Below are 13,166 nucleotides of genomic sequence, written 5' to 3'. Positions count from 1 at the left end.
CACTCGGTGGGTTCAACAGAGTGCAGCCCCAAAGGTCAAGCGGATTCGCCTGTCAAACCGTCGCGGATGGGTCTTTTGTGACGGATTCCGGCGATTATCGGCCCGCCTTCCGCCCAATTGCAGGAACACCCTGAACCTTGTTCTGATGCGCGGCGATCCAGTCGAGGGTCTTTTCAAACGGCATCGGCTTACCGATCCCGAACCCTTGCACATGATCGCAGCCAAGTTGCGCCATCAGGGCATGTTCGCCCGGCGTCTCTACGCCTTCGGCCAGTGTTTCGACATTCAACCGTTCTGCCATTGTCAGAATGGCGCTGACAAGTTGCTGTTGGCTGGCATCCCGGTCCGATTTTGCGACGAAAGACCGGTCTATCTTGATGCGCGAGACATCGAAGCGTTTGATTGACGCAATCGAAGCGTGACCGGTGCCGAAATCATCGAGGTCAATGCAACATCCCAATTCCGACAAGCTGGTGACATTCCGGGTGATGACATCATCTGGGCGGCGCGAAAACACGGTCTCGAGCACCTCGACAGCCAATCGGTCTGGGGTCAGGTCGTTTTGGTCCAGTTCCCATTTCAGCCGGTCGATCAGGGCGGGATCGCGCAACTCATCAGATGAAAAGTTCACGCCAATTCTGGGGACAACGACCCCAGCGCGATCCCACGCGCGCATTGCCGCGAATGCATGGTGTCGCATGGCCTGTCCCAGTCGCTCCATCAACTCGGCCTGTTCAGCGAACGGCAGAAAAATGTGTGGGCCCAGAACGCCTTTTTGCGGATGTTCCCAGCGGGCCAAAGCTTCGAAACCTGTGACCCGACCCGTATCCGTTGATATCTGAGGCTGAAACCAAGGCCGGATTTCCCCGCTGTCCAAGGCGGCGTCAAAGTCTTTGCGTAAGTTTGCGCGAATGCGCGAACGCCTCTTCGTTTCGCTGGAATAGGCGCGAATGGTTGAAGGCCCGGTACGCTGCGCCTCGGACAGCGCGGCTGAGGCGGCATCTATCCATGCTTGAAACCCCTCGTTGCGGACACTTGTGAGCAGGCTGAACCCGACGGAACAAGACACATAAGTGCCGCTACCGTTAAGATTTACCGGCTCCTCAACCGCGGTCTGTATGCGCCCTGACATTTGAATACACGCCTCAAGATCCAGGTGTTTTGAGGGGTGCAAGCCAATCGCAATCTTGTCCTGATCCAAACGTGCAGCAATGTCGTTGGATCGAACGGCTGATTGAACGCGGCCGCAAAACTGGTCGGCAAGATGATTGGCCGCGGCATTCCCATGCAATTCCAGAAACGCATCAAAATTGTCTATGGCAACAATCATGCAGGCGGCTTCCTCGCGCAGATTGCAGCCCGCTTTGAAAAAGACCTCCATCTCGCTCGCGAAAGCGCCAAGGGTTTTCAAACCGCCTGTTTCAGTGTGACCGTTAGCTGAGGAGAGCCGTTCAGACAGTGTGGACGCGATTGCCACGATCACGGGCAGCGTCAGGGCCACGACTGCCAAAGCGACTTCACCCCCGGTCCAGAAAGCAGCGAGGGTTATAGCAGGAACGAAAGCCAAGGCTTGCGGGCCACTGAACGTGGTTGTCAGAATGTCGAGAACTCTGTTGGCCGAGATTTTTTTCCGCATCAGATTAAAGACCTTTCCCTTGGGCGTCGCGCGCTTGGGGTAACCCTAGGAAACCAATCTGAGTCAGACGTTAACGCAGCTGTGGAATTTCATCCGCATTTTTGTCTTTTTCCTGCGGATCCAGCGCGAGGCCTGCAAAATCGAACAGTTTGGGGTCCAAAAGATGCGAGGGGCGTGCATTGGTCAACGCGCGGAACATGACCTGACGCCGCCCAGGGCTGTTCTTTTCCCACTGATCCAAAATCTGCTTTACCTGCTGACGTTGCAGCCCGTCCTGGCTGCCACAAAGATCGCAAGGGATAATAGGATAGTTCATGGTCTTCGCGAATTTTTCGCAATCGGCCTCGGCCACGTGGGCAAGAGGGCGATAGACGAACAGATCGCCTTCTTCGTTAACCAGTTTTGGAGGCATCGTTGCCAGACGCCCGCCATGGAAGAGGTTCATAAAGAACGTCTCAAGGATATCGTCGCGGTGATGGCCCAGCACAACTGCCGAACAGCCTTCTTCCCGCGCGATCCGGTAAAGATTTCCACGGCGCAGGCGAGAGCACAGCGCACAATAGGTCCGGCCCTGCGGAACTTTGTCCATTACGACCGAGTATGTGTCCTGATACTCGATGCGATGGGGTACGCCCATGCGGTCCAGAAATTCAGGCAGAACGGTCGCCGGAAAACCCGGTTGCCCCTGATCCAGATTGCAGGCCAGAAGATCGACAGGCAGCAATCCACGCCATTTCAGCTCGTACAACACAGCCAACAGAGTGTAGCTGTCTTTGCCGCCTGACAGGCAGACCAGCCAGCGGGGCGTCTTGCCGCCCTTTTCATGAACAGACGCGTCCACCATCCCGTACTGCTCGATCGCTTCACGGGTCTGGCGCACGATGCGTTTCCGCAGTTTCTTGAACTCGGTAGAGGAAGGCGCGCCGGCAAAAAGCGGGTGGATATCGTCAGCTTCGTCAAACATGGGCAGCCCCTACAATAGTTGGCTCAAACGGGCAAGGGCGCGGCTTAGCCCAGACGCCCCAGCAGGGCGTTCGTGTCCAGCCCGGTGACTGACCCGGGAATGCGGCCGCTGTCTTGCGTGAGTCTGGTTGCGATAAACCCGTCGGCTACGGCATTCGGGGCTTTCCGCAGTAAAAGTGATGCGGAGAGTAACAACGCAGTGCGCTCGGCAAACCAGCGCGCCTCAGCCTCGATTGGAAGGGTGGACCAGCGATCACGGTAGGCGCGTAACGCTGCATCATACCTGCGGTCTGCACCCTTGGCGGCATCCAGTTCGGCCTGCAGAACGTCGTTTGCCATCGGTTCCCGGCTGAGGGTGCGAAGGACATCCAGACAAATCACATTCCCCGATCCCTCCCAGATGCCGTTCAGAGGCGCCTCGCGATAGACTAGCGGCATCGGAGTGTCCTCGACGTAGCCCATTCCGCCAAGGATCTCCATCGCCTCGACGGCAACGACGGGGCAGCGTTTGTTATTTAAAAACTTCGCCAACGCAACGCTGATCCGGGCAAAGGCCCGGTCTTCGGCGGATTGCCCGTCGAATGCCTGGGCCACACGCAGCCCCAATGTCAGGGCGCTTTCCCAATCCAAAACCAAATCCGCCAGAACGGATCGCATCAACGGCTGATCAATCAAACGCCGCTGAAACGCGCTGCGGTGAGTTACCCAATGATGCGCTTCGACCAAAGCTGCACGCATCAATCCGGCGGGGGCAATGGCCGTGTCGAGGCGCGTGTGATGCACCATCTCAAGGATCGTGCGGACGCCTGCGCCTTCGTCGCCCAATTGAAAGGCCAGCGCATCGTGATACTCAATCTCGGCAGAGGCGTTGGACTTGTTGCCAAGTTTGTCTTTCAATCGCATGAGGTGGATTGGATTACGCTCTCCCTCCAGCCAGCGCGGCACCAGAAAACAAGTCAGACCACCCGGAGCCTGCGCGAGAGTCAGAAAACCGTCAGACATTGGGGCTGAGCAGAACCACTTATGCCCCCGCAATCGCCAATGCGCGCCGTCTTTCGTGGCAACTGTCGTGTTCGCCCGCACGTCCGAGCCACCTTGTTTCTCGGTCATTGCCATGCCGAGTGTGGCGCTTTTTTTAGTTGCGACGGGCGTCTGTGACGGGTCGTAGGCAAAAGCTGTCAGCTTGGGGCTCCAAGTTCCCGCGATTTCCGGGTTTGCCGACAAAGCGGGCACTGCCGCGTAAGTCATTGTCAACGGGCAGCAGTGACCCGGCTCGACCTGACTGGCCAGATAGACCATCGCGGCGTGAGTTGTGTGACCTCCGGGTTGGCCATCCCACGGCAGGGCGGCATAACCGGCGGTCTGACTGAGGCGCATCATCTGATGGTAGGCCGGGTGAAATCGCACTTCGTCCAGTCGACGCCCGCTGCGGTCAAACGTCTGCAATTCCGGAGAGTGAGTGTTGGCGGTCTGCCCAGCCTCGCGTGTTGCAAGCAATCCCAAGGTTTTACCGTATTGGGCCAACGGGGTCGTACGGCCTTGGGCGTGCTTTACGCCGTCTTGCAGCACCGGATCTGATAGCCAAAGATCTGTCGCGCCACGTTCCGGCGGCTGATTGAAGACTTCGTGCGTGGAAAGGGTGTGTTTGCCGGAGACTGTCATGGATTGAGTGTCCAGCGGCCTTTGTTTCTGGTCAAGCCTAAGCGAGACCTACGGCAGGTCGTCCGGTTTATCGGGAACGGGGTCGTAACCATCGCCCCCCCACGGATGGCAACGGCCGATGCGTTTGGCGGTCAGCAACGCGCCCTTAAACGCGCCATGCTTTTCTAGTGCTTCCAGCGCATAGGCAGAGCAGGTGGGCTGATAGCGACAGTTATGTCCGACCCAAGGGCTGAAAATCAGCCGATAGGCTTGAACGGGCAGGGCAAAGATGCGCGCCAGCAAAGTCACTTGCTGTCGCCATGCAATTTACGAACGGCATAGCGAAGGTCGTTCAAAAGAGCCTCAAATTGGCGCGCGGCAGTTACCTCGGCGCGACCAATCAGGACGTAGTCCCAGCCAACGCGACCGCATTCAGGCAATACCGCCCGGGCCGCTTCGCGCAGACGCCGCTTGGCACGGTTGCGTGCCACGGCATTGCCGACCTTCTTTGAGCAGGTAAAGCCGACCCGAATGCCATCGGCCTCATCCGCAGAGCGTTTGCGTGCCTGTACCATCATCGACGATGTTCCCTGCTTGCGCGCGCGTGCTGCTTTCAGGAAATCCGATCGTTTCTTAAGAATGGTCAGCGTTTGAGGCGCACAAACGGACGCCGCCGGGGGCTTTACCCTCGGCTGGTGTTTACCATCCTCAGGGGCCTCCGGCGGCGTCATGTTCATAACCTGAAAGGTCGAGCGGCTTACGCGCTCAACGATTTGCGGCCACGCGCACGGCGCGCGTTCAGGATTTTGCGGCCGGCCTTGGTGGCCATGCGCGCGCGGAAACCGTGGCGGCGTTTGCGAACCAGGTTCGAAGGCTGATAGGTGCGTTTCATCGCTCCGTCTCCAATCTATAGCGGTCGGGTGCGGCGCGGATTCGCCTTGCCCTAGTGTTCGAAGCCCGTCCTCTACTGGGTGGCGGGGGGTAAGTCAAACCCCTAGGTGGGGGTTTTGTCTCCTTTTGCAACAATTCTGTAACCGGACCGGCTCAAAAGTTTCAAAATGAGGGTTTTATCCCCGTACACCCTCACTTTACCCGATGTGAAGATCAACGCGGCGTGAGGCCCCTGTTGCTGCGCGGCCTGACGTCGCATGTTGTGAATAGATGAAACGTACGAAACCGGACAGCCACATGAGCGATACAACTCAGGCCCCGCGCAACGGCCTTGCGCGGCACATCCCCTTGCTGGTGATTCTCGCAGTCGCCACCCTGGGGTTCTTTACACTGGGCGATTACCTGACCTTCGAAACACTGCGCGATAACCGCGAAGCGCTTTTGGCGTGGCGGGATGCCAACTATTGGGCGATGGCCGGCGCGTTTGTCGGAATATACATCGTGATTGTGGCCTTCTCGTTGCCCGGGGCTGCCGTCGCCTCGATGACTGGGGGGTTTCTCTTTGGTCTTTTCGCCGGAACCGTGTTCAACGTATTTGCAGCCACGATCGGGGCCTCGGCGATCTTTCTCGCCGCCCGCTGGGGATTGGGCGAATCCCTGACCGCTAAACTTGAATCATCTGAGGGCACGGTCAAAAAGCTCAAGGATGGGTTGCGTGACAACGAAATCTCAGTCCTCTTCCTGCTGCGCCTTGTCCCGGTAGTCCCTTTCTTTGTGGCCAATCTGGTGCCCGCACTGGTGGGCGTCAAATTCCGCAATTTCCTGTTCACCACCGCGCTGGGCATTATTCCGGGCGGCATTGTTTACACCTGGATCGGAGTGGGGTTGGGCGGCGTATTTGATCGCGGAGAAACGCCGGATGTCTCGCTGCTATGGGAACCGTTTGTCATTGGTCCGATCATTGGCCTGTGCATCCTGGCGGCGTTGCCCATCGTGATTAAATCTCTGCGTGGCCGAAAGGACGGCTGAAATCATGCAAGAATTGAAGACCGATATCCTGGTGATTGGCGCCGGGTCAGGCGGCTTGTCAGTCGCTGCCGGAGCCAGCCAGATGGGTGCCGACGTGGTGCTGCTGGAGGGTCACAAGATGGGCGGTGACTGTCTGAATTTTGGCTGTGTGCCCTCAAAGGCTCTGATCGCCAGCGGCAAAGCAGCCTATGGTCAGGCGCATTCATCTGCACTTGGTGTGGCGGATGTGGTGCCGCAGATCGACTACGCGGCGGCTAAGGATCATGTGCATGACGTCATCGCCCAGATCGAACCAATGGACAGCCAAGAGCGGTTTGAAGGGTTCGGCGTCAAGGTGATCCGCGAATACGGTAGCTTTGTGTCCCCCATGCAGGTGCAGGCGGGGGATACGACGATAACCGCCCGACGCGTGGTCATTGCGACGGGATCGTCACCGCTGGTCCCGCCGATCCCCGGTTTAGATCAGGTGCCGTATTATACAAACGAGACGATCTTTGATCTGCGCGAAAAGCCGGACCACCTTTTGATCATCGGCGGTGGCCCCATTGGTATGGAAATGGCACAGGCTCATATCCGCTTGGGTTGCAAAGTTACTGTGATCGAAGGCCTCAAGGCGCTGGGTAAGGATGATCCCGAGGCCGCAGCCATCGTGCTGGATACGCTTCGCGCTGAGGGTGTCGAGATCCATGAACAGGCGATGGTCGCGCAAATCCGCCGCTCGGGTGAAAAAGTCGAAGTGGTGACCGAGACGGGCCAGATTTATTCCGGCTCGCATCTTTTGCTGGCGGCAGGGCGCAAGGCCAATGTCGACCGTCTGAACCTTGCTGCGGCGGGGATCGACCGCACGCGAACCGGGATACAGGTCGACGACTCGCTGCGGACCACAAACAGCAAAGTCTACGCGATCGGAGATGTTGCCGGCGGCCTGCAGTTCACCCACGTGGCAGGATATCATGCGGGTGTTATTATCCGGTCAGCGCTGTTTGGATTGCCGTCCAAGGCAAAGACTAACCACATCCCATGGGCAACCTACACTGACCCTGAATTGGCCCAGGTGGGGCTGACCGAAGCTGAGGCGCGCGCGCAACACGGAGACAAGGTTGAGGTTGCGCGCTTTGATTACCATCACAATGACCGCGCGATTTCGGAACGCAAAACAAAGGGCTTTATCAAGGTAATGGTCTTAAAAGGCCGCCCCGTTGGCGCTACAATCGTGGGGCATCAGGCCGGAGAATTGATCAACTTTTGGTCGCTTGCATTGGCGAATAACCTGAAGATGGGACAGATCGCCGCGATGGTTTCGCCCTATCCGACGATCGGAGAGCTTAACAAACGGGTGGCGGGTGCCTATTTCTCGCCAAGGCTGTTTGATAATCAGACGGTTAAACGAGTGGTCAGGTTCGTCCAGCGCTGGATGCCCTGACGGGGAGGAGAGTGCAAAGTGAACTCGCTGTCGGGCCGATTTCTGATCCTGACCACGGTCTTCGTCATGTTGGCCGAGATCCTGATCTTTGTCCCCTCGATCGCGCGTTTCCGCGAAGACTTCCTGCTGAACCGGCTCGAGCGCGCCCAGATCGCGTCGCTGGCACTGCTGGCAGATGACATGCTGGCGGACGACCTTGAGGCCGAGCTGCTGGCCAACGCGGGTGTTTACAATGTCGTCCTGCGTCGGGATGAGGTGCGTCAGCTCATGCTTTCGTCCCCAATCCCCGAGCAGATTACGAAAACATACGACTTGCGCGACGCCAGTCCTTGGATCCTGATCCGCGACGCCATCGCGCGCATGTTCACGCCCGAAAACGAAGTGATCCGCGTTATCGGCGAACCCGTAAAAGGTGCTGGCCTGCTGATCGAGGTGACGACAGACAGCATGCCGTTGCGTGTCGCCATGACGGAATACGGTTTGCGTATCCTGGGTCTGTCGTTTGTGATTTCCATCATCACCGCTTTCTTTCTGTTCCTCGCTGTTCGTGTGGTTTTGGTGAAGCCGATCAAGGGCGTGGTTGGGTATATGCAGCGCTATGCCAGCGCCCCCGAAGACGCGCGCGGCATCATTTCGCCCAACTCAAAAGTATCCGAGCTGCGCGAAGCCGAAGAGGCATTGCAGCAGTTGCAGACGGAACTGACACAGGCGCTGAAACAACGCGAGCGGCTGGCCCAACTGGGCGGTGCCGTCGCCAAGGTCAGTCATGATCTGCGTAACATCCTGACATCCGCGCAGCTGTTCACCGACCGGATCGAGTCCAGTGATGATCCGTTGGTGGGACGATTGGCGCCCAAGCTGGTGAACTCGATCACGCGGGCGGTTTCTCTGTGTGAAAGCACCCTGGCCTTTGGGCGGGCCGAGGAACCGGCGCCAACCCTTACCATGGTGCCACTGCGCAATGTTGCCGAAGACGTCGTCGCCAGTGAGCAGCTTGCAGTTGCAGATGCCTGTGTCGAGATCAGAAACGAAGTACCCGAGGATCTGGTGGCGCGTGCTGATCCAGAACAGGTTTTCCGCGTTCTTATGAACCTTGTAAGAAACGCCAGACAGGCATTGGTCGCGGCGGGCAAGCCGGGGAAAATCACGATTGCAGGCTGTGAACACGAAACCAACTGGTGCATCGAGGTCAAAGATACCGGCCCCGGTCTACCCCCCAAAGCACGGGACAATTTGTTCACGCCTTTTCAGGGCGGGGTGCGCAAAGGGGGCTCGGGTCTTGGGCTTGCCATTTCTCAGGAACTGGTGCGTGGGCATGGCGGGGATCTGGTTCTTGCGGAAACCGGACCGATGGGCACAACCTTTGAAATCCGGCTGCCCAGAGGCGACGTGACTTTTTAAAATATTTTTGCAGAATCGGCTTGCGCCTCCTGCGGACCGGGTCTACATAGCGCCTCACCAACGCGGACCGATAGCTCAGCTGGATAGAGTACTTGACTACGAATCAAGGGGTCGGGGGTTCGAATCCTCCTCGGTCCGCCACTTGGTGCAATAGCGCAAAACGGCGCTTCCCCAACACTCGGAAATTGCAGCGATTACCCGTAGTGCAGGTGTGAACTGCGCATATTGAGCCGCTAGCCCCACATTACCTTCTGTCCTGCAATGCGATTAGCGTAGCTCTTGATAAGACGATCTATGGACATCCGTTTAATGTTGAGCGGCGCGGCTTTCATCACCGCTTGATAGCTGCTGTCAGGTGTAGTTCTTGTTCCGAGACATTTTGCCGATGCCAGGGTTCAGGCTGTTTGTCGGGTCTACCGACTTGTAAAACGCAGCCAAATCCGGCTTGGCGGCATATAGGTGACCTACATTATGTTCCGCCGGGTACTCGGCGCCGCGTTGGTCGAGAATCTCGAGCATTGCAGCCTTCAACGCTTTGGGGTCTGCCCCCTTTTTCACCATGTAGTCCTGATGCAGAACATGGCACATGAAGTGTCCGTAATAGAGCTTGCCGACCAATTGGTCCGACAATTCAGTCGGGAGCTCTTCAAACCAGTTTTCGTCGTTTCGGCGCAGGGCTATGTCCAGTGCGATAATGTCTTCGACCTCTTTTGCATGTACCTTCATGTATCGGATCGCAGCACCGGCCGCGGCAAAACGGTGAAGACCGGCGATCTTTGCCTCGCGCGCATCGCATTCGAAAAAGTCCAATTTTTTATCATCGACCATTTCCTGCAGCAATGCGCGGGCCTCGTCGATGCCGCCGTCGCGCATTTTCAGGATCAGGTGATGCGAGAAACGATCCCGGTAAGCGCGCATTCTGTTGGGCAGGATATCCGGCCAGAACTTCATGGCGAACTGCATGAAATTGTCCGTAAAGTTCGACAGACCCGGAATCCCGGACAAGCGGGAGTCGACGGCACCTTTGATGGCGAAAAAGGTCGGCAACCTATCTGTGCCCAACTTATCAATCATCACCATGGTATCCTTGCCGTAGCGGTCCGATATATCAAACACCTCTTCGTGCATGTATTCGGCGCTGACCGGCAGGGTATTGAAATCGGACAAAATCCGACGCCTCAGCTCGGTCAATGTGGCGGTGTCCTGCGCGCCGATGTAGAAGGTGCGTTCCGTTTCATTCTTGGGATAGGTGTCCAGCCGCACAGCAAATACGGCCAGTTTACCTGCGCACCCGGCGGCCTCATAAAGGCGAGACTTATCCGCGTTGAACCGTGCCGGAGTATCGGCGTCCACATCGCGCACCCGGCGTGCGTAATCGGTGTCGGATGCCTTGCGGTTGTCGCTCTCGATATCCGCCGCCGAGAATTCACCGTTTTGCAGGCGTGTCAGAATTTCCTGTGGGGCATCGCCCAGCCGCAAGCCCAGATGGTTTACCAATTCCAACTCACCTTCGGCGGTGATGCGAGCAAAAAGCGACAGTTCAGTATAGGAAGGGCCGCGTTCGACCAGCGAGCCGCCCGAGTTGTTGCAGACACCACCCACGACTGACGCGCCAATACAGGAAGATCCAATCACTGAATGCGGTTGACGTCCGATCGGGTCCAGCAGCTTTTCCAATGCGAACAGCGTGCTTCCGGGAAAGCTGATGACCTGTTTGCCGTCATCAATCAGATGCAGGGCGTCCATCCGTCGCGTATTTATCAATACGACATCACGGTCATAGCGCCCTTTGGGGGTGGAACCTTCGGTCAGGCCTGTATTGGCGGCCTGCATAATGACGATCTTGTCGGCTTGAACACAGGCTTCTAGCACCTGCCATTGTTCCAAAAGGGTGGCGGGTTGAACAACAGCAAGGGCGTCACCTTCCCCCGACCTGAACCCCCGACGAAAGCGGCGTGTGCTGCGAGCCGAGGTCAGCACATGCCGCCGCCCGCAAATTTCCCTTAGTCTTTGGATCAAATCGGTATCAGTCATCCTGAAACCCCTTTTAATACGCGACCGACGGCAACCATGTGGCGAGTTGAGGCCAGAGGAAGACAAAGAACAAGCCCGTCAATTGTAGTATTACAAATGGAATGATGCCTTTGTAGATATCAGTCAATTTGATCTCTGGCGGGCAGACGCCCTTCAGGTAGAACAGTGCAAATCCGACCGGCGGCGTCAGGAACGAGGTCTGAAGCGTCACAGCCACAAGGATCACAAACCATACTAGGGCAGGTTCGTCGATCACACCAAAGCCATCGATGTCCAAGCCCAACCCGTTCACGATGGGGCGCATCAGGGGCAGGACGATCAGCGTGATTTCAATCCAGTCCAGCACGAACCCCAGCAGGAAGACGATGAACAGGATCATAAAGACCGTCCCATTGGGGCCAAAACCCGTGCCTTGGATCATTTCCTCGATCAAGGCATCGCCCCCCAGTTCGCGCAGAACATAGGAAAACACAGTCGCGCCAAGGAAAATCGCAAAGATGTAGGCCGTGGTGTTGAACGTGGCTTTCAGAACGTTCACCAGTTTAGCCAGTGTCAGCTTGCGATATCCCAAAGCCAGCAAGGTGGCGCCCAGTGCGCCAACGCCCGAGGCTTCGGTCGGTGTGGTCAGGCCCGCAAAGATCGAACCAAGAACGGCAAGGATCAGTGCCAGCGTAGGCAGGACGGCGATCAAAACATCCTTCACGGCGGCCCAATCCGGGCGTGTTGCACCTTCGGGAACCGGTGCTACGTCGCGTTTGATTAGGGCGACCACGAAAATATAGGTCAGGTACAGTGCGCCAATGATTACGCCGGGAAAGACGGCGGCCATGAACAGATCACCAACCGACAGCGCCATTTGGTCGGCCATGATCACCAACATGATCGACGGTGGGATCAGAATACCCAACGTCCCAGAGGCGCTGACCACACCCGCAGCCAGCGAGGGGCTGTATTTCTGCTCCATCATTGACGGCAAAGACAATACGCCCAGCAATACGACTGACGCTCCGATGATGCCGGTCGAGGCGGCAAGGATTATGCCAATCATAGTGACCGTGATCGCCAACCCGCCGCGCACCGTGCCGAACAGGCGCTGCATCGAGGACATCAGCCGTTCGGCCACGCCGGATTCGTCCAGCATCAGACCCATGAAGATGAACATCGGCAACGCCACAAGAACTGCGTTTGACATGGTGGCATAGACACGGTTCACCACCGCGCCCAGCGTCAGATAGTCCAGGCCCGTCAGCGTTTCCTCAAGGCCGGTCCAGTTCATCAGGCCGTTGTCGAACAGATAAGCCAGCCCGCAATAGGCCACCCCGACACCCGCCAAAGTCCACGCGACCGGGAAGCCTGTGAATAGCAGGGCGATGAAAGTCAGGAACATCGCGATGACAAGCTTTTCCTCGGTCGTTTCAACCAAAAAGGTCAATGCGGTCGTGACCACGGCAAAGCCGAGCAAGGCCCAGAAGATCAGGCGCAACCCTTTGCCCTGGCGTTCCTCTTCCAGGTTCATGAACAGTGCGTGTACGTCGTGGATCAGCCGCGCACCCGCTGCAAGCGCCAAAAGAACAAAGCTGGCCGGGATCACGGCCTTCAGCGCCCAACGGGCTGGCAGGCCAGTGGGGCTGTCCGAGGATTCATTCACTCGCCAGCTTTCGTAGAAATAGTCATAGCCCTGATCGATCATCAGATAGATGAAGGGCACCAGCAGCGTAAAAATCCCGATGATTTCGATAATCCGCCGTGCACGTTGGCTGAGTTGCATATGCAGCAGATCAACGCGCACATGGCTGTCGGTGACCAACGCGTAGGAAATACCGATCATCGTGACCAAACCGTAGAAATGCCACTGTATTTCGTCCAGTTTTGGGTAGTTCTGATTCAACAGGTACCGCATTGCGACCTGTGAAACGATGGCGGTAACCAATAGCAGGTTGGCCCACATCACAACGTGGCCTACGGTTTTCACACCTTTGTCTATGGCGACCGCCAGCTTTTGGCGATCGGGCTCGCCATGCTCAAGGATGCTTTCATAGACTTCAATTGGGTCGTTCTGATGACTCTGTGTCTCGGCCATGGTCTCCTCCTCGAAAATTAGGCGACAGAGGCGGAAATGCGCCCCAAAATGCTGACGAAAGGTAGAAA

The 13,166-nt window shown here is 57.3% G+C and carries 11 protein-coding genes and 1 tRNA gene; 4 read left to right on the top strand and 8 right to left on the bottom strand.

Translation table 11 applies throughout. The features are described 5' to 3' along the window. Positions 1 to 94 precede the first annotated feature (94 nt). The 6 genes from ACR0DG_RS17695 to rpmH form a co-directional block, all read right to left on the bottom strand. Positions 95 to 1,636: a putative bifunctional diguanylate cyclase/phosphodiesterase gene (locus ACR0DG_RS17695; protein ID WP_480699686.1), complete on the bottom strand. Its 1,542-nt coding sequence runs from the start codon at positions 1,634 to 1,636 to the stop codon at positions 95 to 97. 70 nt (positions 1,637 to 1,706) lie between these two features. After that, complete coding sequence (gene ttcA, locus ACR0DG_RS17690; protein ID WP_480699684.1) at positions 1,707 to 2,600, bottom strand: tRNA 2-thiocytidine(32) synthetase TtcA; 894 nt, start codon at positions 2,598 to 2,600, stop codon at positions 1,707 to 1,709. 44 nt (positions 2,601 to 2,644) lie between these two features. Beyond that, positions 2,645 to 4,261: an acyl-CoA dehydrogenase family protein gene (locus ACR0DG_RS17685; protein ID WP_480699682.1), complete on the bottom strand. Its 1,617-nt coding sequence runs from the start codon at positions 4,259 to 4,261 to the stop codon at positions 2,645 to 2,647. A gap of 48 nt (positions 4,262 to 4,309) precedes the next feature. Further along, complete coding sequence (gene yidD / locus ACR0DG_RS17680) at positions 4,310 to 4,549, bottom strand: membrane protein insertion efficiency factor YidD (RefSeq protein WP_480699680.1); 240 nt, start codon at positions 4,547 to 4,549, stop codon at positions 4,310 to 4,312. Then, positions 4,546 to 4,971, bottom strand: coding sequence for a ribonuclease P protein component (rnpA, locus tag ACR0DG_RS17675; protein ID WP_480699678.1), 426 nt, complete (start codon positions 4,969 to 4,971; stop codon positions 4,546 to 4,548). The genes yidD and rnpA overlap by 4 nt, the downstream gene beginning before the upstream one ends. Positions 4,972 to 4,997: 26 nt before the next feature. Then, positions 4,998 to 5,132 carry a 50S ribosomal protein L34 gene (gene rpmH, locus ACR0DG_RS17670; protein WP_005980833.1) on the bottom strand — a complete coding sequence of 45 codons (135 nt, stop codon included), beginning with the start codon at positions 5,130 to 5,132 and terminating at the stop codon, positions 4,998 to 5,000. 296 nt (positions 5,133 to 5,428) lie between these two features. Between rpmH and ACR0DG_RS17665 the strand changes: the two genes are divergently transcribed. The 4 genes from ACR0DG_RS17665 to ACR0DG_RS17650 all read left to right on the top strand — a co-directional run bounded on the left by ACR0DG_RS17665 (position 5,429) and on the right by ACR0DG_RS17650 (position 9,125). Further along, a complete protein-coding gene (locus ACR0DG_RS17665; RefSeq protein WP_480699676.1) occupies positions 5,429 to 6,160 on the top strand; it encodes a TVP38/TMEM64 family protein in 732 nt (243 codons plus the stop codon). Positions 6,161 to 6,164: 4 nt separating this feature from the next. After that, positions 6,165 to 7,583, top strand: coding sequence for a dihydrolipoyl dehydrogenase family protein (locus ACR0DG_RS17660; protein WP_480699674.1), 1,419 nt, complete (start codon positions 6,165 to 6,167; stop codon positions 7,581 to 7,583). Positions 7,584 to 7,601: 18 nt separating this feature from the next. Next, positions 7,602 to 8,984: a sensor histidine kinase gene (locus ACR0DG_RS17655; RefSeq protein ID WP_480699672.1), complete on the top strand. Its 1,383-nt coding sequence runs from the start codon at positions 7,602 to 7,604 to the stop codon at positions 8,982 to 8,984. A gap of 64 nt (positions 8,985 to 9,048) precedes the next feature. Next, positions 9,049 to 9,125 (top strand) — tRNA-Arg (locus ACR0DG_RS17650). Between the two features lie 210 nt (positions 9,126 to 9,335). Here ACR0DG_RS17650 and dld read toward each other — a convergent pair. Then, positions 9,336 to 11,018: a D-lactate dehydrogenase gene (gene dld, locus ACR0DG_RS17645; protein WP_480699670.1), complete on the bottom strand. Its 1,683-nt coding sequence runs from the start codon at positions 11,016 to 11,018 to the stop codon at positions 9,336 to 9,338. 13 nt (positions 11,019 to 11,031) lie between these two features. Further along, the gene (locus tag ACR0DG_RS17640) at positions 11,032 to 13,098 is read right to left on the bottom strand and encodes a TRAP transporter large permease subunit (RefSeq protein WP_480699668.1); all 2,067 of its coding nucleotides are present in this window, start codon (positions 13,096 to 13,098) and stop codon (positions 11,032 to 11,034) included. Positions 13,099 to 13,166: the final 68 nt, after the last annotated feature.

The organism is Ruegeria sp. BG8 (assembly GCF_056538325.1).
This window is presented reverse-complemented; position numbering and strand designations above follow the sequence as displayed.